At 60.6% G+C, this 24093-nt stretch carries 16 protein-coding genes and 1 pseudogene; 9 read left to right on the forward strand and 8 right to left on the reverse strand.

The genetic code is table 11. The annotated features are described in order from the left end of the window. Nucleotides 1-89 precede the first annotated feature (89 nt). The 3 genes from bamA to DN745_RS05535 all read left to right on the forward strand — a co-directional run bounded on the left by bamA (nucleotide 90) and on the right by DN745_RS05535 (nucleotide 5133). The gene (gene bamA / locus DN745_RS05525; protein WP_162687481.1) at nucleotides 90-2582 is read left to right on the forward strand and encodes an outer membrane protein assembly factor BamA; all 2493 of its coding nucleotides are present in this window, start codon (nucleotides 90-92) and stop codon (nucleotides 2580-2582) included. Nucleotides 2583-2661: 79 nt separating this feature from the next. Beyond that, the gene (locus DN745_RS05530) at nucleotides 2662-3216 is read left to right on the forward strand and encodes an OmpH/Skp family outer membrane protein (RefSeq protein WP_111332852.1); all 555 of its coding nucleotides are present in this window, start codon (nucleotides 2662-2664) and stop codon (nucleotides 3214-3216) included. After that, nucleotides 3217-5133 carry a hypothetical protein gene (locus DN745_RS05535; protein WP_133622041.1) on the forward strand — a complete coding sequence of 639 codons (1917 nt, stop codon included), beginning with the start codon at nucleotides 3217-3219 and terminating at the stop codon, nucleotides 5131-5133. Here DN745_RS05535 and DN745_RS05540 read toward each other — a convergent pair. Then, nucleotides 5103-6419: a CDP-alcohol phosphatidyltransferase family protein gene (locus tag DN745_RS05540; protein WP_111332855.1), complete on the reverse strand. Its 1317-nt coding sequence runs from the start codon at nucleotides 6417-6419 to the stop codon at nucleotides 5103-5105. The genes DN745_RS05535 and DN745_RS05540 overlap by 31 nt on opposite strands. A 123-nt stretch (nucleotides 6420-6542) precedes the next feature. Next, nucleotides 6543-6965: a PilZ domain-containing protein gene (locus DN745_RS05545; RefSeq protein WP_162687482.1), complete on the reverse strand. Its 423-nt coding sequence runs from the start codon at nucleotides 6963-6965 to the stop codon at nucleotides 6543-6545. Nucleotides 6966-7214: 249 nt separating this feature from the next. On the opposite strand from DN745_RS05545, the gene DN745_RS05550 reads away from it, so the two are divergent. Next, nucleotides 7215-8849 (forward strand): hydroxysqualene dehydroxylase, encoded by a 1635-nt coding sequence (locus DN745_RS05550; RefSeq protein ID WP_111332858.1) that lies wholly within the window; start codon nucleotides 7215-7217, stop codon nucleotides 8847-8849. Nucleotides 8850-8853: 4 nt separating this feature from the next. On the opposite strand, the gene DN745_RS05555 is transcribed toward DN745_RS05550, so the two are convergent. Further along, complete coding sequence (locus DN745_RS05555; RefSeq protein WP_111332860.1) at nucleotides 8854-9282, reverse strand: tellurite resistance TerB family protein; 429 nt, start codon at nucleotides 9280-9282, stop codon at nucleotides 8854-8856. A gap of 62 nt (nucleotides 9283-9344) precedes the next feature. Then, nucleotides 9345-10055, reverse strand: coding sequence for an SDR family NAD(P)-dependent oxidoreductase (locus tag DN745_RS05560; RefSeq protein WP_111332861.1), 711 nt, complete (start codon nucleotides 10053-10055; stop codon nucleotides 9345-9347). 335 nt (nucleotides 10056-10390) lie between these two features. Between DN745_RS05560 and DN745_RS05565 the strand changes: the two genes are divergently transcribed. From DN745_RS05565 to eno, 5 genes are all read left to right on the forward strand, one after another. Beyond that, entirely contained in the window at nucleotides 10391-12001 is a 1611-nt protein-coding gene (locus DN745_RS05565; RefSeq protein ID WP_111332863.1) for a protein phosphatase 2C domain-containing protein, read from the forward strand. A 43-nt stretch (nucleotides 12002-12044) separates the two neighbouring features. Further along, nucleotides 12045-12755, forward strand: a complete 711-nt coding sequence (locus DN745_RS05570; protein WP_133622042.1) for a hypothetical protein — start codon at nucleotides 12045-12047, stop codon at nucleotides 12753-12755. Between the two features lie 102 nt (nucleotides 12756-12857). Further along, complete coding sequence (locus tag DN745_RS05575) at nucleotides 12858-14201, forward strand: hypothetical protein (protein WP_111332866.1); 1344 nt, start codon at nucleotides 12858-12860, stop codon at nucleotides 14199-14201. Between the two features lie 97 nt (nucleotides 14202-14298). Continuing rightward, nucleotides 14299-14886: a hypothetical protein gene (locus DN745_RS05580; RefSeq protein ID WP_111332867.1), complete on the forward strand. Its 588-nt coding sequence runs from the start codon at nucleotides 14299-14301 to the stop codon at nucleotides 14884-14886. Nucleotides 14887-15023: 137 nt separating this feature from the next. Then, the gene (gene eno, locus DN745_RS05585) at nucleotides 15024-16340 is read left to right on the forward strand and encodes a phosphopyruvate hydratase (RefSeq protein ID WP_111332869.1); all 1317 of its coding nucleotides are present in this window, start codon (nucleotides 15024-15026) and stop codon (nucleotides 16338-16340) included. Between the two features lie 150 nt (nucleotides 16341-16490). On the opposite strand, the gene DN745_RS05590 is transcribed toward eno, so the two are convergent. The 4 genes and pseudogenes from DN745_RS05590 to DN745_RS20195 all read right to left on the reverse strand — a co-directional run. Further along, nucleotides 16491-17750 (reverse strand): TolB-like translocation protein, encoded by a 1260-nt coding sequence (locus DN745_RS05590; protein ID WP_162687483.1) that lies wholly within the window; start codon nucleotides 17748-17750, stop codon nucleotides 16491-16493. 337 nt (nucleotides 17751-18087) lie between these two features. Next, on the reverse strand, nucleotides 18088-19206 hold the full coding sequence (locus DN745_RS05595; RefSeq protein WP_111332872.1) for an NAD-dependent epimerase/dehydratase family protein: 1119 nt from the start codon (nucleotides 19204-19206) through the stop codon (nucleotides 18088-18090). 27 nt (nucleotides 19207-19233) lie between these two features. Beyond that, complete coding sequence (locus DN745_RS05600; RefSeq protein ID WP_420836584.1) at nucleotides 19234-22401, reverse strand: AMP-binding protein; 3168 nt, start codon at nucleotides 22399-22401, stop codon at nucleotides 19234-19236. A 528-nt stretch (nucleotides 22402-22929) separates the two neighbouring features. Next, nucleotides 22930-24093 (reverse strand): annotated as a pseudogene (locus DN745_RS20195) (SDR family oxidoreductase); the annotation flags it as partial.

Here is a 24093-nt window from a genome sequence, read left to right on the forward strand (position 1 = left end):
CACGCCTCAGGGCGCATCTACATCAAGGCTGTCGCCAACCTCTGCGCAGCAAGCGCCTTGGGGATTTGTCCCTGAGGAGCTCGCTGGTTTTGGGCATTTTTATGCTCATCGCCATGGGGTTCTCTTCTTCGGTCTCCGCTCAATCGCTCCCCGGAGGGGTGGGCGAGCCCACGGACCCACGCGCCAAGGGCATCAACGCACGCGAGCAGGCGAAGCTTGAGAGCTATCGCCCGGTTGGTGACGCGACGGTGCCCAAGGGCAAGGCCGGGCGCGAGGGCCAGACCATCGACGTCATCCAGGTCGTGGGCAACGTTCGGGTTGAGTCCGAGTCGGTGCTCCATAAGGCGACCAGCGCCGTCGGCCAGCCGCTGGATCTTGGGCGCATCTCCAAAGATATCCAATCCATCCACGGATTGGGGTATTTTAACGACGTGCAGGTCGACGCGACCACCACCGACGACGGCCAGCTTGTCGTCTCCTATATCGTCTCCGAGAAGCCGGCGATCGCCGAGATTCGCTACGAGGGCAACGAGGAGCTCGACCTCGAGGATATCGGCGAGGTCGTCGACCTTAAGCGCTTCGCCATCCTCGACATCGCGAAGGTCAAGAATAACGCCGAGAAGATCCGCGAGCTCTATGCCTCCAAGGGCTATTATCTGGCGGAAGTCGACTATAAGCTCAGCCACAAAGAGGGGCGCGAAGACCTGTCGATCGTGACCTTCGAGATCAATGAATTTGCCAAGGTTGAGGTCAAGAAAGTGACCTTCCTGGGCAATGAGAATCTGGGCGACGACGAATTGAGCGCGATTATGGCCACGCGAGAGGGATCGTTTTTGTCCTTCTTAAGCGAAATGGGCACCTTCAAGGAAAAGGAGTTCGAGGCCGACCTTCAGCGCATCACCGCCTTTTATTACAACCACGGTTTCGTCGAGGTCAGCGTTAATATGCCCTCGATTCGCCTGTCTCGCGACAAGCGCTACCTCTATATCACCATCCGCATCGATGAGGGCGACCAGTATTCGGTGGGGAATGTGGACGTGGAGGGCGACCTGCTCAGCGAGCGCGACGAGCTGATGGACCTGGTCTCGTTGGAGACCGACGCGGTCTTTAATTACGGCCAGATGCGCCAGGATATCGAGAGCCTGAGCAATCTGTACCGCAACGCCGGCTACGCCTACGTCAATATCACGCCGCTGACGCGCATGGATTCGACGAACCATACCGTCGACTTGAGCTACGATATCAAGCAGGGCGCGCAGGTCTATTTCGGGCGTATCGAGATCGTCGGCAACCAGAAGACCCGCGATTATGTCATTCGTCGTGAGTTGCGGATCGAGGAGGGCGAGCTCTATTCGGCCGCCAAGATGCGCGCCAGTGAAGCGCGGGTCGGGCGCCTGGGGTATTTCGACAAGGTCGAGATTACCACCCAGCCCGGCGAGCGCCCGGACCTGATTAACGCGCGCATCGAGGTCAACGAGACCCGCACCGGCACCTTCCAGGTCGGCGCCGGTTTCTCGAGCACCGAGAGCTTTATCGCCAACGCCCAGATCTCCCAGGCGAACCTTCTGGGGCGCGGTCAAAACCTGTCGCTCCAATTCCAACTCTCGAGCATCCGCACGCTCTTTAATATCAAATTCACCGAGCCCTGGCTGCTCGGAACGCGGTGGAATTCCTCGGTTAACCTCTATAATTTTGAGTACGCATTCCAGGACTTTATCCGCACCTCGACCGGTGGCGACCTGACCTTTGGGTATCCGCTCTCGGAGGTCTTTGACCTGAACCTCGACGGTGATCTGGTCGCGTCGCTGACCTATAAATTGGAGAATGTCGACATTCAGCCTGGCGGGCGTAATGGCTCGCGCGGTGGCGCGGAGTCGAGCACGCTCTTCCAGGGCGGCTTTACCAGCAGCGTGCGCGGCGGACTCTTTTACGACAACCGCGATAACGTGCGCTTTCCGACCTCCGGGCAATTTCATTCCGGCAAGGTGGAATTTGCGGACCGCCTGGTCACGTTAAGTCAAAACGAATACCTGAAGTTCGACTTCGAGACGCGTTGGTATTTCCCGATCGTGTGGGACTTTGTCTTAAGGCTTCAGGGTGAGTTGGGCTACGTGATGAACCCGGACCCCAAGGGAACGGTCCCGCTCTTTGAGCGTTATTTCGTCGGCGGACCGAGCACCGTGCGCGGTTTTGAGCGCTATACGCTCGGGCCGATTCGGGAGGTCGCCTCGAATTCGAGCGACCCCGGTTCCTCTTTGGACGAGTTCCGTGTCGGCGGCAATAAGAGCCTGGTGTTTACGGCTGAGGTCGAGTTCCCGATCTTCACGGCCGCCGGCATCAAAGGTGTTGTCTTCGCAGATATGGGCAACTCCTTTGATAATGACCAGAAATTTTCCCTGGTCCCGGACCTGCTCGCCGACCCGATTAACGACTATGAGGACGCGCTTCGCACGTCGGCTGGCTTCGGGATTCGATGGTTGAGCCCGATCGCTCCACTTCGTTTTGAATGGGGCTTCCCTTTGTCGCGTCTACGTGGAGAGCAGCCGATGGTCTTCGAGTTTAGTATCGCCAACGCGTTCTAATCGAAGCATCGAAGGCAGAGTTGCCGCGGCCGAAGACGCTCATCGCAATCAATCTTTTTTCTGACTTATTGGAGCAAATATGTTCGCTCAATCTAAAAGCAATCGCTCGTATCTTCACTATCTCCTCCAAATGGCGCTCGGCCTGGTGCTGGTGCTCGGCGTGACCGCCATGAGCGCGCCGGCCTTCGCCGCTGGACCTAAGATCGGCTATGTTGACCTGCAGCGCGCGCTCTCCGAGGTCGCCGAGGGAAAGGCCGCCAAGAAGCGGCTGAAGAAGGACTTTGACGCCAAACAAAAGAAGCTGACCGACAAGCAGAATAGCGTCAAAAAGCTCAAGGACTCGCTTGAGGCCGGCGCCGCCATGATGACCGACGACGCCAAGCGTCAGAAGGCCATGGAGCTGCAGCAGAAGATGGCCGAGTTGCAGCAGCTCTATATGGAGATGCAGCGCGACCTGGCGCAAAAAGAGGGCGAAGCGACGCAGAAGATCTTCAAAAAGATGGAGAAAGTTCTGCGTGGCATCGCCACCGAAAAGGGCTATGATCTCATCCTTGAGAAGAGCGAGTCCTCGGTGCTCTACGCCAAAGACTCGATGGACCTGACCAACGAATTAATCAAACGGTACGATAAATAAGTGAGTATTTCAGCGCGTTATTTTGGCCCGATTCTGCTGGTGTTACTGGCGACCTCCTCATGTGATTGCGAATCGCGTATTCGCTCCATGATTGGCGATAAGGGCAATCGCGTTGAAGAGGCAAAGAAGGCCGAGCAGCGTCGTGCGCCGAGCGAATCCTCGGCGCCGCGCGAGCAAGAGCCGAACGACTTCCCCGCCCAGGCGACCTTGCTCGAATTGGGCGGGGATTTGCGTCCCGTGAAGGGGACCTTGAGCAGCCCCACCGACCATGATTGGTTCGCGCTCACCTCACGCAATGGGGAGTCCTGGCAGGTCGAGCTCACCGTCACACCGACCACGCCCACCCTGGACCTGATGGTCCTCGTCGAAGTCCCGGGCGCGCCCGGCGCGCCCACTGAATATCATATCACCGGGGCCGGCGAGCCCGAGGTCATCCCGATCCTCGCCGTCTCGGAGCAGCCGCAGCGCATTCTGATCCAGAGTGCTCCCGATGGGACCAGCGGCGACTACGAAATCTCCTTTAAAAAGCGACTCGCCGGCGGCGCCATTGAGGCCGAGCCGAATGACGAGGTCGACGCGGCCACCGCGTTCGAAGCCCCCGGGTTGATCGAGGGTTTTTATGACCGCCCCAATGACCGCGATATCTTCTATGTCGCCCCGAGCCGCCTCGACGGGTCGCTGGTGAGCCTGCAAGTCACGCCCATCGATGGCATCGTGCAGACCCTCCAGCTCTTTACGAGCCGGGATTTGCAGACGCCGTATCTGTCGATGCAAATCCCGCCGGATCGCTCCGCCGGCATCCCAAATTTGCGCGTGCCCCAGGGCGCGCTGGGCCTGTGGGTCGTGATGACGGCCGGCGAGAAATTCAACCGCCAGAAGAGCTACCAGCTTCAATTGCTGGCGCACCCGCCGGTCGATAAGGCGCTCGAAGAAGAACCGAATGATGCGGCGGCCTCGGCGCAGCAGATCAAGGTCGGAACGGCGCTGTCGGGGTATTTCCATACGCCCGAAGACGTCGATTATTTTCGCGTCTACGTCGGCACTATCCCGAGCGCCGACGCCCCCGCGGTCGAAGAGAAGCCGGCGGAGGAGCCCACGCCCGAAGTTGGCGAGGGTGAGACCGGTGAGCCGGGCGCAGAAGAGGACGAGGAGGTTGGTGAAACTGCGCAGCCCGTCGACCCTCTGGCGGCCGTCGCTGACAAAGACCCGATTAGGCATCTGTTGCGCGTGACCGCCAAGCCTACGCGCGAAGACGCGCGCATTGGTCTTGCGGTGCAGGGCTCCAGCGACGTGCTCACCTCCCAGCCCGGCGCCGAGGCGATTCTGTGCAACCGAGTCGTCGAGGAGGGCGGATACCTCGAGTTGTCGCTTCGCCCCGTAGAATACCCCGAAGCAGGCCTTCAGCAGGACTTTGACTACGAACTTGTGACCGAGGACCTCGCCAAAATCGAGGGCATCGAAGTCGAGCCGAATGACGCGACCGGGCAGGCCGATAAGTTATTGGAAGGCCAAAAGCGCGTCGGCTTCGTCGCGAGCGCTCAGGATGTCGATGTCTATGCGTTCGCGGTGCCGTTCCCTGCGCCGACGCCCGAGCCCGAGGCGAGTGACTCCGAAGAGGGCCAGGCGCCCGAACTCGACCTATTCGGCAACCCGCGGGGCGCAAAGCCTTCGGCCCCGGCGGCGCCCGCGTTTGAGACCCGCAAGGTCTCGCTTCGACTCGCGCCCAATCCCGCAAACCTTGCGTTTAAATTGCGCGACGACGAGGGCGGCCTGGTCGCCCAGGTCAACCGCGCCGGCGCCGGCGGCGAAGAGCGCCTGACAATGGATCTTCCGTCAGGCCTCTATTTCGTCCACGTCAGTGGCACCCACACCAATAGTTGCGAACCCTACGAACTTACCTTCGATTTGCTCCCCTGAATCCGCTGAATCATCACGCTCATGGCGATGAAGAATTGCCCCGGAGCGACGATGAAGAGGAAGTAGGGGAGGGCCGCGAAGAAGGCCATCATCATGGCGAAGAAGACGATAAAGTCGTTCTTCGTCAGGTATTTGAAGTTGCTCATCGCCCGCGTCAACGCGGTCGATTCGCTCTCTGACTTCGTCTCAAAACTCCACTCAAAGGCGAGCAGATCGCCGCGCTTGTTGGCGATGAGCCAGGTATAATAGGCGACCATCGAGACGAGCTTTCCGGCCACCGAGATGCCGCCGAGCCATAGCCAGGTCTCGGGCCCGAGGCTGTCGATGGGGAACTCGGCCGTGCGCCAGGCGCCGATGCCCAGGCCGCCGTAAAACAACACATCCTTAAAGTCGTCGCTCAGCGTGTCGAGCCACTCGCCGAGCAGGCTGAACTCGTATTTTATCCGCGCCAATTCGCCGTCCACGCCGTCCACCACCGAGTTGGTTTGGTAGGCGATGCCGGCGAGCACAAACCAGGTATAGCCGCCCATCGCGGCGCACACGGCCGCGATGATGCCCAGGCTAAAGGTCACGACCGAGATATGATTGGGGTGGATGCCTGTGTGCGCGATGCGCCGGCTGATGGCCAGGCTTATCGAGCGGTTGAGCAGGCGAGAGATGATGCCGTCGATATCCTTTCGGCAACTATTCCACAGGCGGTCCTCTGCGGCTTTTGCGCTGGGCAAATCGCTCACCGCGGCCTGCCATTTCTGGCTGGCCCGCACATCGACGGAGCCGGCGCGCGTGACGTCTGAGAGGGCCTCAAAGCCCGTCTCCCGCGCGCGTGTGAGCCATTGGGACACCAAAGGCGCGGGGATCTCGAGCAGGTGCGCCGGGTCGCCGTCGAGGGTCGAGAGGATGGGCCGCAGCTGTGCGCTCTGATCGGCGGCGTCGAGCTCTTTGGTGTGGATGAGTCCGCGGTCGTAGACCGTCGTGGAGCGGAGCACCAGAAGCGAGGCATCGCCCCTGGCGAGCGCGGCGTCGCGCGCGGCCGCCTGTAGCAGAAGATCGCTCAGGGCCGATGACTCGGTCTCGAAAACCGCGACCTCGATATCGAAATCAATGGCATTTGCGAGGGTTTCAATGGCCACGCGCCGGGCGGGAGAGGCCGCGATGATGGCGCGCTCGCAGCCGCTGACCTTGGCCAGGCGCACCGCGCGCTCAAGAAGCGACAAACCCGCCACGAGCAGACCCGGGTGGGCCGTGTCTGTGTGGCGGGTTGAATCAATAAGGGCAATCCAGCTCATGGGTTTTGTACCGATTGGGAAATCTGGTTCGCAAAAGCGATCAACCCATGTTTTTGCTGCATGCGCGCAGGATGCGCAAGAGGCGTTTGTCTTGCGGCACCTGCGAGCCGCCCATCATCCTGGTTAGCTCGACGCCTGAGCGTAGAGCCATTGCAGTGATTTTTTATCGTTGGAGTCGACGGCCAAGAACTCGACGCCGTATTGGCGCCGGCTCTGCCCGGTGACCTGGCGGCGGATCACGCCGGCGACTTCAACGCGAATCGGGTCTTCCTGGCCAAGCACCGTGATGTTGAGCTCCACGAAGGTGCCCGACTCAAGGGTGGTCTCGGTCTGAAGGAGGCAGCCGCCGGGGCTGATATTGAGCACTCGGCCGAAGATCTCGCGCGGCCCGTCGGCCACGCTTACCGCTGCGATGGCCTGCAGGGGCGCGCGGCGAATGCGGGTATGCGGGCCGGCTTCGAACATCGGGGCGCCCGGGCCGCTGCTGATCGACATCGAGGGGCGGGCTTTTGCGCGGCTGTCTGTATTCGAAAAAATATGCTGCATTTGGGACTCCATGTCATCAATATTTAGGGCCGTCATGGCACCGTGCTTCACGTATATCCACCGAACACCAGCGAGTGTAGCGATGGATCGCGAAGGCGCAAATTTTTTGTTGTTTGGCGGATGCTTCGTCGGCACAAAGTGGTGGCGAAAAATAATTCTCTTCCCTCGATCGTTCCGGGGGTGAGTGCTAGAATTGTGACCACGAACACGCGTCACAGAACATTTTAGTGCTCTAACAAAGGGAAGTAGATGAGCCAGTCAGTAGCGATTTTTGGAGGGGGTGTCGCTGGGTTAACCGCGGCCCATGAGTTGATCGAGCGCGGCTATCGCGTCAGCGTCTATGAGCGCCGCGATATCTATGGCGGCAAAGCGCGAAGTATGGGGATCGGTGAGCCGGGGGTGGACGGGCGCCACCCGCTGCCCGGAGAGCATGGTTTTCGCTTCTTCCCCAGCTTTTATCGCCATCTTCAGGACACGATGAAGCGCATTCCTTTCGGGGATAACCCGAAGGGCGTTTACGATAATTTGGTCGCCACCAAGCAGGTGCTCATCGCGCGGGCGGGGGCCGCTGAGATTCAACTTCCGGCGAATCTTCCCGACTCGATGGGCGATTGGATCAACGTCTTTCGAGTGATGTTTGGCGATATGCTGGGCATTCCCCGGCACGAGATCCTCTTCTTTATCGACCGGATGCTCCAAATTCTATGCGCCTGTGAGGAGCGCCGGCTCGATGAGTACGAGCAGATCCCCTGGTGGGACTTTATCGAGGCAGACACGAAGTCGACCGAGTACCAAAACCTATTGGGCCGCGGGCTTACGCGCTCGCTGGTCGCCATGCAGGCCGAGAAGAGCAGCACCCGCACCGTCGGCGTGATTTACCTGCAACTGGTCTTCGGCGTGGCCGCGCCCTGGTTGGACGCCGACCGCCTGCTCGACGGGCCGACCAACGACGTGTGGATCGACCCGTGGGTGCAGTATTTGACGCAGTTAGGGGTTAATTTTTGCCCCGAGACCACCATCGAGGCGTTTGATTGCGACGGCGAGGAGATCACCGGCGTGCGGGCGAATGGACCCAACGGAACCTTTGAGGTGTCGGCCGACTATTATATCGCGGCCCTGCCGGTTGAGGCGATGATCGACCTGGTGACGCCCATCATGAAAGAGGGCGCGCCCTCGTTGGCCAACCTTGACCTGCTGGAGACCAGTTGGATGAACGGGATCCAATACTTCTTGGACCGCGACGTCCCCCTGGCCCACGGGCACGGGATTTTCATTCACTCGGAGTGGGCGCTCACGACCGTGTCGCAGGGACAGTTCTGGAAGGATGTCGACCTGTCGAGGTACGGCGACGGTCGTGTCGACGGCATCTTGTCGGTGTGTATCTCGGATTGGGACACGCCCGGGTTATTGTACGGCAAGCCTGCGTCGCAATGCTCCCCCCAGGAGATCAAAGATGAGGTCTGGGCGCAGCTCGAAGTCCATATCAACGACAGCGCCCGGCCGATTCTTCACGAAGCCAATATCCTGGACTGGCACCTCGACCCGGCGATTAGCTACCCCGACCCGGGCTCCCCGGACGCGGCGGTCAACGCCGAGCCCTTGCTGATCAATACGGTGGGGTCCTGGGAGCATCGCCCCGAGGCGGTTACGGGGTTGGATAATTTCTTCGTCGCCTCGGATTATGTGCGCACCAACACCGACCTGGCGACGATGGAAGGCGCCAATGAGTCGGCGCGTCGGGCGGTCAACGGGATCTTGGAGCGCGGCAATAGTCGGGAGCGGCGCTGTAAAATCTGGACGCTCGACGAGCCGCCGATTTTCGCGCCCATGCGTGTCTACGACCGCCTGCGCTACGAGATGGGGCTCGGGCAGGCGGGGCGCTGAGCGCTCAGACGTCCATCTTCTGCTCGCCCTGTAGGCCGAGCAGGAGATGGCCCTCGGCGTGCCATTGATTCCCGCGGCGCACCCAATCGTCGATGGCCTCGACATCGGTCGCGGGAATCTGCATCACGGCGGCGATTTCCTGAATCGTCGCCGCCTCTTCGGTGAAATAGATGTGGTCGCTATGGGCCAGGTTGATCAACTCCACCAGCACGATGCGGCGCGCCGATTCCCGGGTGAAGGGCGCGCAGAGCTTCTGGAGGCTCTGCGCGTCGACCTTCTCAAAGACACCGTCCGCCGACACGTTTAAGTCGTGGGCGAGGTCGAGCACGAATTGGCGCTCGGCCGGCGAAATATCGTCATCGCTGACCGCCAGATATCCCACCAATTTGAGCAGCGCCTCTTTCTCGTCCAAGCTCAGATGAAAATTAAACATGCTTCGCTCTCCCTAAAAAAAGATTTGGCAGACTGAGCGCGACCGACCCCGGACGCGCTCGATTACATCTTGCCCGAGACCGGGATCAGCGCGCCGTTGATGGGGGCGCCGGTCGGTTGAGTGAGGCCAAAGATGATGTCGGCGAGTTGGTCGCGGGTGACCCATTTGTCGAAGTCCGAGTCGGGCATCGCGTCGCGGTTCGCCGGGGTGTCGATGACCGTGGGGAGCAGGGCGTTGATGGTCACGTCGAGGGCCTTAACTTCGTCGGCGACCGATTTCGTCAGCGCGTTGAGCGCCGCCTTGGTCGCCGCGTAGGGTCCCTCGCCCTGTTGGGGGTTCAGGGTTGATTTTGAACTCATTAAGACGATTCGCCCGAGGTTTTGGGCCTTCATCTTCGGCAGAATCTCGCGCAGGAGCAGCAAGGAGGAGCGCAGGTTTGCGTCGAGCAAAAAGTCGATATCGTCGTCGCTGACCTCGCCCATGAGCGCCCAGCGAAATCCGCCCGCGCAATGCACCAAAGCGTCGATGGCGCCGATATTCTTCTCGATGGCGTCCACCCCGTCACGCACGGCCGCCGGTTCGCGCAGGTCGAGGCCAATCCAATGCAGATTCTTATCGTCGGCGTCCGCGTGAATCTCGGTGCTCTCGGCCGGCACGGCCTGGGGAAGGTCGGCGGCGATGACCGTTAAGCCCGCCTCTGAAAACCGCGCGCAAACCCGACTTCCCAGCGCGCCCGCCGCGCCCGTGACCAATACTCGTTGAATCGCTGCCATCGCAAAACTCCTCTAGTTAGGACCAATCGAAAACCCTGGAGCGGGTGAAGAGAAAAAGATCGTCAACGTACTTTTCTCCCCGGTGCAGAACAATATAATTTCATTAGCATGCGGGCCCAGCGCGCGGCAATTGGGCGTGCGGGCCCCCGTCCAGCGCGCTCGTTGATCTCGACGGTGGGATTTTTGGGGTTTTTAAGTTGCGTCGGGGCAGTCGATTCTTCAACGATGGTTGTTCCTGCGCCGGGAAACACGTATGAATAGAGGGCATTTCGCAGCCATGAATCGAGCTGTGAGGCTGATATTTTGCATCATCTATGAAGCGATTTTAGGAGCGAATGATGGAGGTCCAATTCTGGGCGACAACCGACACCGGGCTGGCGCGCGATCATAACGAGGATAATTTCCTCGTCGATCGCGACCTGAGCCTCTTCGTGGTCTGCGACGGCATGGGCGGCCACGCCGCCGGTGAGGTCGCCAGCGCCATGAGTATCCAGGTGATCTCGGAGATAATCGCCGAGAACCGCGATATTCTCGACGCCTACGAGCGCGAACCCTCGCGCACGCTCGCCCAGGATGCGGTCTTAGACCTGATGGACACCGCGATCACAGAGGCCTGCCGGCGAATCTTCGAGGCGGCCGAGGCTGACCCCGACCGCCACGGCATGGGCACGACTTGCTGCGCGCTTTTGCTGCTCGCCGGGCGAGGGTTCGTGGGGCATGTGGGCGACTCGCGCATCTATCATATTCGCGATGGTGACGTGGATCTGGTCACCATGGACCACTCGTTCCTCAACGAAATGATTCGCCAGGGGCGCGCAAAAGAGGGGGATTCGATCCCGAATCAAAACGCCGTGACCCGCGCCGTGGGCGTGCGCCCAAGCGTCGAGGTCGACACCTTCGATATCGAGGTTGAGCAAGATGATCTCTTCATCATCTGCAGCGATGGGCTCAGCGGTTATTTTGAGAGTGACGAGCAAATCCTTGGCTTGATCGACCCAGACGACCTGGAGGGCAGCACGTACCGCTGCATCGAGCACGCGCTGCGCGGGGGCGGTCGCGACAATATCACGACGATTCTCGCGCGCGTCGACCGTTTGCGGTCGCCGCGTCGCACCGTCATGGATAGCGAGACGCTGCGCGCGCTTAAGGCCTGTGATTATTTCGCCCACGCGACGCCCTCGGAGTTCAGCCAACTCTGCGATATCGCCGAGCGCCATCACTTTGAGGCCGGCGAAGATATCATTGAGCCCAATCGACCCGCCGAATTCCTATGCCTGGTGATCAACGGGTCGGTCGGCATCACTGGCGACAAGCCCAGCGCGACCGTGCTCGATGCCGGCGATACCTTCGGTGAAGTGAGCCTATTTGGGGAGTCTAAGAGCAACGAGGGCTATACGGCGCTGGCGCCCACGCGACTTGTTGTCTTCCAGCGCGACGCGCTTTTTGGACTGCTTCGCGCGCGCCCCTCGCTGGCCGCCAAGGTGCTCTTTGGCCTCGCCGCCAATATGGCGGAGCAATTGCGTCGGGTGCCCGCCGAGTTGCGCTTTGAGCCCCAGCTCTGGGACGAGGTCAGCATCCACAGCGACCATACGCCCGCTCCCGGCTTTATGGTGATTAATGATAATCTGGACGTCGAGACTCGGTCGATGCCGGGGCTGAGCCCGGCGCAGGCGCCGGCGCCCGCGTCGAAGTCAACGCCACCGCCGCGGGTGCAATCGCCGCCCAAGGGCTCGACCATGCCGCCGCTGCCGCCGAGCGCCGCAAAAGCAGGCGCGGCTGCGCCCAAGAAGAGTAAGCTCAACGCCCAGAAGCGACCGCTGCCGCCGCGCCCGACGCTGCCGCCGGAGCTCGAGGATGATATTGAGACCCAGCAAAACGTGGACCTCGACGAGCTGCGAAAGACCACACAATTTGACCGCTTTGACGCGAAATTTGATAAATTATAAGGCTAATATGTTTTGCTTAAACGCATCAATCGCGATGCCCGAAGTGACAAAAAGACGACGCGGAGCGTTTATTCTGGTGCTCTGCACGCTGATGGCGATGCAATTATGGGCGTGTGACAAAAAGGGCGTTGATGCCGCCGGGGCCAAGGCCGGCGCCGCTGCGCCGTCGGGCCCGGCGCCCGAGAGCAAGCTCACCTCCAGCAGCAAACTGCTGTTCAGCGATGACTTCGAGTCGGGCAAGCTCTCGCCTCGCTGGTCGCGCGGAAAAGGCGAAGGCGGCGTTGGGAAGTGGATGCTCAAAGACGGCGGGGTGGTCGGCGTGGACCTGCGAAACGACCCGCTGTGGCTCGACCAAGAATTGCCCGACAAGGTGCGCATTGAGTTTGACATCGAGGCGCTCTCCTCGGTCGGCGACCTCAAGGTCGAGGTCTTCGGCGACGGGGTGAACCACCAATCCGGCTATGTGCTGATCTTCGGCGGTTGGACCAATACCCTCGACGTCATCGCGCGCCTCGACGAGCACGGCAAAGACCGTAAGGCGCGAAATACCAGGGGCGTGATGGCCGGGCATACCTACCGCATGGCCATCGAGCGCACTGACTCGACGCTGCATTGGTTCGTGGATGATAAATTATTCATGAGCTACGAGGATAAGGAGCCGCTGATGGGCGAGGGGCATCGTCACTTCGCTTTTAGCGTGTGGTCGGCGCCGGTGCGCTACGATAACGTCAAGGTCTATGATTTGAGCCAATAAGCTCCTTGAGGTTTGATGGGCGACCCGTTGCTCGACGCGCGTTGGGTCTGCTATATTTTGTCTGCCTAAATCCGATAAAACCGCTGCTACCCAAGAGAATCGATGGATTCCCGACTTGCTTTACAAATAGCCCTTGGTGTTCTGGTCTCGCTGATCATTCTGGTCGCTGGACTCATCATCTATGAGGTCACCTACGAAGCTGAGGCGCAGGTGGTCGAGACCGTGATGATTCCGGCCGATGATAATAAGGTTCAGCCCAACCCCTGGGCGTCCGAGGCCAACCGCGAAGCCGCCATCAAATTGGTGAAGCGAAAAGTCGTCAAACTCGAGGAGGTCAAAGACTCCAAGAAGGGGGCTGCTAAAGACGGCGAAGAAGAAGTCGCGCCGACGCGGGTCGAGCAGCTGATGGCAGATAAGGACTTTATCGAGAAAAAGCTCAAGCTTAAGAATGTTGAGCCGGTCGGTTGGACCGCGCAGTGGTGGGGCGACACCAAATACGGCCCCCAATATTATCTGGTGAAATACGAGTTCAAGGACGCCTATATCGGCGTGGGCCCGACCTGGTTGGTGGACCTGAAGACCCAAAAGGTCGTGGCGAAAAATGTGCTCGCCAATGTCGCGCTCGACCCCGGCAAGGGCGTCGAATCCGGCTATTATGATAAGGCGGCGCAGGTCGTCTCGGCGATCACCAACCACCGCTTCGACTCCGGGGTCAACCTGGGCGGCGCGCTGCTCTTGTACTTTGCCGAGAACGTGAGCAAGAGCGAAGAGGATACGATCCTCGGCTGGACCATCACGCATGACCGCGGCAACCAATTCGACGCGTATTTCCAGTGGATGGAAAATGGGGAGTCGACCTACGCGCAATTCGCCTTTGATTACGACCGAAAGGCGCTGCGGGCGGTCAACCTTCAGGCGGCTGATATCATGCGCGCCGGCGAGGCGGTGACCCATACCAAGGCGGTCGATATCATGCCCAATAGCTACGACGCCGATAAGCGCGCGTGGATCGGGCCGGCCAAAAAAGCCTCGACGCAGCCGCGCACCCGCGCCCGCTTCAAGGCGCTGGCGAGCGTGCTCAATGAGAGCGAATTAGTTGAGTCTTTTCAGTGGCTTCTGACCGGTCAGGGCACCAAGCCCGAAGACCTGGAGCGATGCAAGGAGACCCATAATTGCCGCTTTATGCCGCAACAAAAAGACAAAGACACCTACCGCATCATCTATATCTTTAACGTCGACCGGGACAAGAGCTTCGACCCCAAGAATATCGATCCCGAGTGGGTCTGCGAGTATAGCCTCAACGTCGATGAAGCGGCCAAAAAGGCCAAGGGCTGGGCGAGTAAAAGCCAATGCGTGGCCTGGGATGTCAACGTGAAGACCGACACCATCACGCCCATCGGCCAGACCAGCACGCTCGCCTATCGCGCGATTCACCCGCGGATCTAAGCGCCTCGTCGCGCCTGCTACTGACCTCCTTTGGATGAGCCGCTGACGTGATGGCGGCTCATCCCATTTCTACCGACTCTCTATTTTGAAACCCGTTATGAACCGTGAAGAACTCGTGAAGCTCGCCGGCGAGAAGCTGGCCAGCTCGATTTTCCGTGACGCCCCGACTGAGGTCGCCGGCCTTGAGACCCGCGCGTTTGGCGAGATGACCAGCGAGGACGTGCGGGTATTCTTCTACGAGGACGTGCTCGATGAGTTGATCTTCGCGGCCACCTACCGGGATGAGCCGTCGTTTGCGCTTTTGCTCGGCGCGTTCGCGGTCGATAAGACGGGACCCTTTATGGAGGTCACCGGCTTCTCGAGTTTCCAGCAGCTCGCGGAGCTCGACGCGCTCTACCGGGAGTTAAAGCCCGAGATGGATGAGCTCATTGGGGACTTCAACGCGGCTCGTCAGCCGCTTGAGCATGTGGTGGGGTTATTCGTGGGCGCGCCGGGCTCCGAGGGGAAGTTGCTGCCCGAGATCGCGCGCGTTCACCTGAGCCTCTTTAATGTCCCCTATCAGGTCGCCGCGGTTATTGACCCCGAAAACGGGTGTCTCGGTCTGCACGCGCGACCGCCCTCGTCGGCGTTTTTCAATTTACCATTTTGGACCGTCCGTCATCGGGAAGACTCCGAGCCGGAGTGAGCCGTAGCGACGCCCCGTTGAGCGTTTGCGTCCCGCGCGTTGCCTTGCAGACAAAGCGCGGTTGACGAACGTGCGAGAATGTTGTGTCAATGGGGTGGCTAGTATTGATTCCACTTTTTTTGATCGAGGAGCTATAAATGGGTGCACATAACGGGCAAGGCGCGGCAGGATTTATCGTTGATATCGTCGCGCGTGAAATTTTGGATAGCCGCGGGAATCCGACGGTTGAATGCGACGTCTATTTGGAAGATGGGTCGATGGGCCGCGCGGCGGTGCCAAGCGGCGCGTCGACCGGCGAGCACGAGGCGGTCGAGTTGCGTGACGGCGAAGAGCGTTACGGCGGCAAAGGCGTTCGCCAGGCGGTCGCCAATATCCATGACCGCATCTTTCCGGAGCTTGAGGGCGAGAACGCCTATAACCAGGTGCTGATCGACGGGCTGATGAACGAGCTCGACGGCACCCCGAATAAGAGCGAGCTGGGCGCCAACGCCATCCTCGCCGTGAGCATGGCCTGCGCCCGCGCAGCCGCGAGCTCGCTCGGCATGCCGCTATATCGCTATATCGGCGGCCTCAATAGCACGACGCTTCCGGTGCCGATGATGAATATCATCAACGGCGGCTCGCACGCCGACAATAACGTCGACATCCAGGAGTTTATGATCGTGCCGGTCGGCGCCGAGACCTTCGCCGAAGCCGTGCAATGCGGCGCCGAGGTCTTCCACGCGCTTAAGGCCGTCCTGAAAGGTCGCGGTTTGAGCACGTCGGTGGGTGACGAGGGCGGCTTCGCGCCGAACCTCGGCAGCAATAAAGAGGCGCTCGACCTCATCGTCGAGGCCATCGAGGCTGCGGGTTATAACCCCGGCGAAGACGTCCGTCTGGCGCTCGATTGCGCCGCCAGCGAGTTCTATGACGCCAAAGCAGGCGTGTATGACCTGGCCGGCGAGGGGCGCAAGATGAGCTCCGAGGAGCTCGTGGCGTTCTATGTCGAGCTGGTCGAGCAATACCCGATCATCAGCATCGAGGACGGCTTTGACGAGAACGATTGGGACGGTTGGCAGGCGCTGACCGACGCGATGGGCGACAGCGTCCAGCTCGTCGGCGACGACCTCTTCGTCACCAACACCGACCGCCTCGCCCGCGGCATCGAAGAGGGCATCGCGAACTCGATTCTCATCAAGGTCAACCAGATCGGTACGCTCACCGAGACCCTGGAGGCCATCGATATGGCGACGCGCGCCGGCTTCACCAGCGTCATCAGCCACCGCTCCGGCGAGACCTCGGACACCTTCATCGCGAGCCTGGCGGTCGCGACCGGCGCGGGTCAAATCAAGACCGGCAGCCTGTCGCGCTCGGACAGAGTCGCGAAATATAACGAGCTGCTCCGCATCGAAGAGGAGCTCGACGAGGTCGCGTATTATCCCGGCGACGACGTCTTCGCTCAGTTCCTCGGCTGAACTATCGTCTGAGGTCTGAGGCCCTGCATAACACAAATGCCCGCACAACCTTTGGTTGTGCGGGCATTTGGCTTTTGCGCGTGGGCCTCGGCTGGGGTGGCCTCGCCCAATCGCCCCTCATAACCTGCGGATATGAGGGGCTTTCGTGTTTTAATCCGTGAACGAGAGGAAGATTCCGCGCCACTTCTCTACAGATACCGGGTAGTCATCCCACCGAGTTGACACCAGTTTGGGGTTTGTTCCGTCCGTTTTGCGTATCCACAGCTGGTTATTCTCGCGGGTGTACGCGATATTCGAGCCGTCGGAGGACAGCGCAATACCAAAGCCTGTTTGAGCCGTGTAGCCGGTGACATCAATCTCGCGGAGATCGCTCGGAGTTTCGCGCGAACTCACCACGACCTTTTGCCCGCTAACGTCGTGGGTTCCAAAATTGTAGGCGAATGCAAGCGTTGAGCCGTCGGCGCTGATCGCGCCGGCGCTATTGCCGAGTTGTTTACGCGTAAAGTCGGTGGCGTCTGCGCCCACAATATCGATGTGCGTGATGTCGCCGGTGTCGGTATTGAGCAGGGTCCAATTCCACCGTACGCCCGTGAGGCTGTCCGGGTAGTCGGTCTCGGCGAGGAAGAGCACCCATTTAAGATCGGCCGAAACGGAGATCTGGTTTTCTATGTAGAGGCCACGTAAGTCGGGCGTGAATCCCTCGCCTTGAGCGCGCACCCGCGTGACGCTCGCGTTTTCCTTGACATCGGCCATATAGAAGTCCAAGAGCCGCGTGTCTCGCGAGGAGAGAAAGAGTACCCGTGTTCCATCCGCTGAGATAAACGGCGCGATATCATCTGGCCCAAACGATGCCTCATCATTAGTGGTGACATCGATGAGTTCGTCCGACTCAATATCCCAGACCTGAATCGACCACGGCATGATAGTGAGGCTCTCAGTGCCCGGGCGTGATTCGTAGGCTGCGTCGGTCTGGCTAAGCGCAATGCGCCGGCCGTCGGCGCTAATGCTTGGGGATTTTTTAATGCGTGAAAACCCGTTGGTGCCTATCTTGGACGGATATCTCTTTTCGGCGCCGGTTTCGATGTCTTGGACGATGACCGTCGTGGGGCCTGTGAACGAAGTATATTGCTCAAGGAGCAGGGTGTAGACCAGAGTCTTGCGGTTTTGAGACAGGCGGGCCTCGCCCGACAACTCGTTATAGGCGTTAACCCCCACATGCGCCCGCGCCTCCATATTTGCTAGGTCCCACACGGTCGTTCCGACGTCCTCGTGCATGCGTGACCAGGTCAAATAGCCCGAATAGGCGGAGGTATCGCGCTCGATTTCTTCTGCACTGCGGCTGTCCTCGCTCGAGGAGTCGTCCGTGTAGCCATTGGTCAGCGGAGACAGTGCGAAGACAGCCGCCACCACAAAAGAGCTCCATGCAAATTTATTCATGCGTAACCTCTTTGTAAAGATATAAAATTAAACAATTGAGGCGCCATTATACGGGGAAAGTTTTTTTTTCTGCAACGTTGAGTCATCGAGACGAGAAAACTGCTTCGAAGATCAAGGTAAGGGGCGAAATCTCGTGGGGGGGATTGGGTACATTTTATCTATTCGACGTCGAGCCAACGAAGGGGAAATTTTAAGACTCATCATCTATCGGCGGCGTCTAAATTGGCGGCGTTATTTAGCATATGAGCCCATCCCGACAGCGGTCAGGATGGGCTCAAATGCGTCATAGGCGACCAAAAATCGCGGGGGATTAGTCTTCGCGGGGGCTGTGCTGCGCGGCGAGTTTGCGGGCAAACTCGACGGTCTCCCGCGGCACGAACTCGGCGGGCGGGGCGGGGCGCTTGGCGCTCTTTTGGCCGGACGCGTCCTTGTCGACGCCGTTGGCGCGGATCCAGCGCACCGTGTCGCGCAGGGTCTCATTGCCCGGGCGCGGTTTGAACCCCAACTCATCTTTGGCCCGGCTTGAGTCGATATACCAAAAATACTGCGCCATCTCGACGCTGGCTGGGTCGACCTCGGGGGTCTTTCCGATAGCGCGGAGCGCCTGGTCGAAGAAGCGCGCCCCCATGGTCGCGGCCTTGCCGGGCAGCGGGATTTTGGGGGCCGAGACGCCCGAGATGTCCTCGAGGCGTTTGAAGAAATCACCCAGCGACAGGTTGGCGGCGCCGAGCAAATAGGTCTGGCCAGGCGTGCCGCGTTCCATCGCCGAGATAAACGCGTCGGCGGTGTCGCGCACGTCGACAAAAGAGATGCCCCCGGGCATGGTCGCCGGGATCTTCTTTTGCAAAAACTGCACGACATCGCCGGTCGAGCTCTGCGTATGGTCGCCGGGGCCCAACAGCAGGGTGGGGCGCATCAAGACGATCGGCAGGTCGTGGTGCTTGATAAAATGTGCGCACACCCGCTCGGCGTAGATTTTCGACAGATAATACGGCCAGTCGCCCACCAGCCGCTCGGCCATCGGGGAGTCGTCGGTGGCCATAAAGTCGGCGGTTTTACCCACGCCGACCGTGCCGCTGCTCGAGGCGTAGACGATCTTCTCGAGCGCGGGCCCGCCGGCCTTTAGCTGGTCGGAGAGGGCGCGAAATAGCCGGCGCGTGCCTTCGACGTGAATATCGTACATCTCGTGGGCGCGGGTGCGGTCGCGCTCGACCTTGCCGGCCAGGTGGTACACCTGGGTGACGCCGTCGATGGCGCGCGCGATATCGTCGAGGTTTTTGAGGCTCCCCTCAATAACCTCGACGCCCATCTCGGCAAGCTCAGGGTTAAAGGAGCGTGTCAGAACGCGAACGTCTTCGCCGCGCTCGATAAGCTTATCGACGAGGTGTCGGCCCAAGAAGCCGGTGCCGCCGGTGACTAAAGTGGTCATGATTTTATCTTTATATAAGAGCGCAAATTAGAGGGCGAAGGCCGCCTGGAATTGAGCCAGCAATTGCGGCGCGTTGGTCTTCACCTTGCCCGACATAAACTCGTCCATCGACGGGATATAGCTCTCGGTGACGATCTTCTTGAAGATGTCCGGCGAGGTCTTCATCACGCAGTCGGCCTTGCCGCCGGCGGGTTTGCCCTGGCCGATATGGCAGCGCTCGGCGTCCACGACGATATTCCATTTCAGCTTATCGGCGTTGCCCAGGCTGAAATAGAAGCTGACCTCTTCGGTGAGGCGATTGGGCGCGAATTTCTCGCTCAGCTCACTAAAGAGCGGGGCCAGGTCCTCGCTGTCTTCGCCGCGGCGGGTATTGGCCGCGTCGCGCATCTTGGCGACCGCGTCATGGGCCTTCTTGCTGATATATTCGTAGCGCTCCAGGTTCGACATGTCGGCGGTTTCTTTGCGCAACTGGTGCGCCGAAATCGGCTGGCCGATATAGACCTTGAGCTTGCGGCTCGCCAGCGACGGCAAGGTGCTTCCCTTGGGGAGCGCGCGGTGCGTGCCGGCCAGATAGATCGGCAGGATGTCGACGCATTTGGTCGCCGCGAGGTAGCCCATGCCGCTGCGGAAGGGCTTGAGCTTGCCGTCCATCGAGCGGGTGCCCTCGGGGAAGATCAGCACCATCTCGCCCTGGGTCAGCGCCTCTTCGGCGTGGACCAGCGAGCCCTCCAGGCTGCCGGAGCGAGCCACCGGGATCAGGTTGGTGAAGTTGTTGAAATAGGTCTTTCGCACCGGGTTATCGAAGAAATAATCCTCGGCCGCCAGGGCCCGAATATCGCGGCCGAACTCACCCAGGGCGTATTTAATCAGGCCCATATCGAGGTGGCTGGAGTGGTTGGCGACCACGATGATATTGGGGTTATGCAGCGGCAAATTCGCGCGCCCGAAGACATCGACGTTGAAGAAGTCGTCGTAGGCCTTCTTCTGGCTGAGGTGCAGGACCTGTTTTCCGATGGTTGAGAGCGCCGGGGGCACCGGGAATTCCTCGACGGTCTTCGCGCTCTTCTTCGGCTCGCTGGCGTCCTCGTCGCTGGCCATTTTACCCGACGAGGCCAGCAGGTTTTGCAGGTCTCGGACGGTTTCAACCCCGGCCAGATTCTCCAGTGAGACCACGAAGTCGCGCTCACCAAGGATGCTCGCGAGCTCGGCGACCATCAGGCTGTCGAAGCCCAACTCGTCGGCGAAATGCGTGCCCTCGTAGATATCTTCGGCGTCGACGTCGGCCAGGTGCGCGATCTGGCTGTGCAGCCAGCTCCACTGCGAGGTCGCGTCGGTTGTGGCGCTATCCTCGGGCTGCGCGGCGACCGAATCTTTGAGCGTCTTCAGAATCTCAATGACGTCGCGACGCTTGATCTTGCGGGTCGCGGTGCGCGGCAATTCTTCGTCGGTGAAGCGGAGCACCGAGATGCGATTGGCCGCCGGCATGCGCGAGCCCTGGACTCGGATATGCTCGCGAATTCGGCCCTGAATGAGGCTGAGCTCATGGGCGTCGATCTCAAGCTCGACTTCGTTTCCGTCATCGTCGAGCTCGGTCGGGATATGCGGGCGTACCAGGCAGGCGACGCGCTCGCTCCCCTTGCTGTCGGGGAGTCCCACCACCGAGAGCTCCTCGATATCGTCACAGCCGCCGTAGAGCTCCTCGAGCTCGTCGGGGTAGACGTTTTTGCCCCCGGCGGTGACGATGACTTCCTTGGCGCGGCCGACGATGGTGAGGCGTCCACGCTCGTCGAGTTTGCCCAGGTCGCCGGTGTGCAGCCATCCGCCTTGCAGGGCTTGTTCGGTCTCTTCCTCGCGTCCCAGATACCCGCGCATGACGCTCTTTGCGCGCGCCACGACTTCGCCGATGCCGGCTTCGTTCTCATTGATGATCTTGACTTCGATGCCCTGAATCGGCTTGCCGACGCTGCCGGGGTTGAGCCCTTCGTGGGGGCCGTTGACCGTGAGCACCGGCGCGGCCTCGGTGAGGCCGTAGCCTTCGTAGAGGTTGAAGCCCATGCCGTGGAACGCCTCGAGGACATCGGAGGGCAGCGCCGCGCCGCCCGAGATCAGATAGCGAAGGCGTCCGCCGAAGGCCTTATGGACCGCGCCGAAGGCGGCGGTGCCGATATTGACGTTGAAGCGGTCGCGCAGCGTCTTGTTGATGTCGAGCAAAAAGTCGAGCGCCCAGGTGACGGAGTCGGGGGCGTCGTCGATGCGCTGGCGCACGCGACGGTGCAGCAATTGCCACAGCGCCGGCACGCCGATAAGCGCGGTGACCGGCGTGGCGGCCAGCGCGGAGTTGATCTCCTCGCCGCTGAGCTCGTCGATATAGGTGATGGCCGCGCCGCGCGAGATGGGCAGCAAGAACCCGCAGGCGAATTCGAAGGTGTGGTGCAGCGGCAGAACGCTCAAGAAGCCGTCGCGCTCGTCGATGCTAAACGTGGAGTTGAGCCCCGAGAGCAGGTTCGTGAAGTTCTGGTGCGTCAGCATCACGCCCTTGGGCGTGCCGGTGGTGCCCGAGGTGTAGATGAGGCTTGCCAGGGGCTGGCCCTCGGCTGCGGCGCGCGCGATCTCGCTATTCTGCGCGGTCAGCGCGTTCATCGGCTCGCCGCCGTCCGCGGCAAGCTCGAGCAGCGGGGCGCCGAAGAGTTCGTCGAAGCCGATAAAGCGGGTCGAGAAGTTCTGCGCGGCCAGCAGCTCTACGAGCTCTTCGGCCACGCGCTCGCGCACCGATTCGCTCAGGATAATGGCCTGGGCGCCGCAGGATTGCAGCAGGTTCGCCAATTGCTCGGGGGTCGAGTCGGCGTCCACCGGCACGGCGACGCCGCCGGCCTTGAGGATGCCGAAATAACTGATGCCCCACTGCGGGCGGTTCTCACTGGCGATGAGCACCGGCGCGTGCTGGCCGATGCCACAATCTTTGAGATAGGCCGCGGCGCGCTCAGCGCCCAGCTTCAGGTCGCGGTAGGTATAGCGCTCGGTGATGCCGTCGCCGACATGGTGTTGCAGCGCGACCCGGCCGGCGAAATTCTCGGTGCTCGAGTCGAAGAGCTCCAGCAGGTCGTCGTAGGTATAATGCTTTGTCTTGCGCGGCTTAAATTTGTCTTCCAGCTCGGGGAACGAGTGCTTGGCGAGCCCCGGGATATGCACATCCATCCAATAGTGGCGCCAGTCGAGGTCTTCCACCGGCGAGCCGTAGCGACGCTGCTCGGAGGCCGGCAGGCCGGCGACCATCTTCGGGATGCTCTCGGTCTGGAAATGAAACGCGTTATCGTGGGTGAACGGGATCATCATCTCGAAGACCATCTCGGTCAGGCCGGTCATGGTCTCGGCGGTCTTTAAGCCTTTGTCGACCGCCTTGATGGTCTGTCCCAGGCCGCCCAGGTGCTTGGTAGGGACCTTTTTGAGCAGGCCGCGAATCCCGCCGACCGCGCGCTTGATGCCCGGCGCGGAGCTGCGGTTAAACTGCTTGGTGCCCACCGGGACGCTGTCCATGGAGTTGAGCGCGAGCTTCTTCCAGGCCGGCATTTTCTTGGTGCCGTTGAGCTTTCGAAGCCCCAGGTTGGTCAGCTCAACGATGCGCTCAACCGAGGCCGGGTTCAGGTGGCCCGAGCCGGAGTGGTACACGTCGGCCTGGCGTTTGTGCAGCAGCGCGGCGCAGGCCGCGATCATCGAGCCAGCGCAGAAGTCCACCGGGATCACGTCGAGGTTAATGCCGCGCTGAGTCGGCACATAGCGGTGCCCCTTCGACATCAAGAAGGCCAGCGGGGCGCTGGTGTTGACGCCTTCGTTCCAGCCCACGCTCGGGTATTCCAGGGCGCTCTCGATAATCGCGGGGCGGAAAATCGTCAGGTTATACTCGTCTTTGACGCTCGCCAAAACGCGCTCGCCCATCGACTTGGTATAGGTATAGATATTGGGCCAGCCCCAGAAAGACGCGCGCTGGCGGCCTTCGTTCGACAGGCGCTTGGTCAGCCAGCGGTCGCGGATCTTTTCGACCTCTTTTTGGAGCTGAACCGGGTGGTTCGGGTCGATGTTTTTCTTGCGCAACACCTCGCGGGCCTGGTGGGCGAACTCGACCTGATGCTCCTGGTCGTTGGCCAATTGCTTGGCGTGCTCGATCATCGAGCGGCAGTCTTCGATCTCGCGGGCGTGGTCGTAGGGGACCTCCAACTCGTCATAATTCGGGTAGACGGTCGGACCGGGCATGATCTCGGGGATTTTGCCGCTTCGATTGCCCGCCACAAAGCAGGTCGACACGTGCATATAGGAGGCTTTGCGCCCGCCGAGGTCCAGGAAGTTGAGCATATTGAATTGGCTCAACGTGTTGATGCGCAGCGCGCTCTCCAGGTTCGGGTTGAAGTTGGTCAACCCGGCCGAGTTCACGAACACGTCGAGGTTCGCCGACAGCTCGCGCGCCACGGGCTCGCCAAGTCCCAGGAATTCCTCGGTAATATCGCCGGCCAGCGGGGTGCATTTCTCGCTCATGAAGTCGATATAGCCGTCTTCATAGATCTCGCGCAGCGGGTCCATCACCGAGTTGTTGACGACCTGCTGGAAGAAGCGCTCCTCGGCGCTCATGGTCTTGCGCGCGCGGATCAGCACATAGACCTGGTCGATATCCGGGTGGTAGCGCAAAAGCATCGACAGGAACGCCTTGCCCAGAAAGCCGGTGACGCCGCTGAGCAGGATCTTTCGCCCCGAGAGCGTCTCGGAGACCGACCACTCGACGTCGGTCGGGGCCGTCGCGATGCTCGCGGCGGCTTGTCCGTTGAGGTCTTGTCCGTTGAGAATCTGTCCGTTGGACATGGAGTGATTCACATGCTGGGTATCTTGCTCGTTTGACAT

The sequence above is a fragment of the Bradymonas sediminis genome, from assembly GCF_003258315.1.
Taxonomy (GTDB): Bacteria; Myxococcota_A; Bradymonadia; order Bradymonadales; family Bradymonadaceae; genus Bradymonas; species Bradymonas sediminis.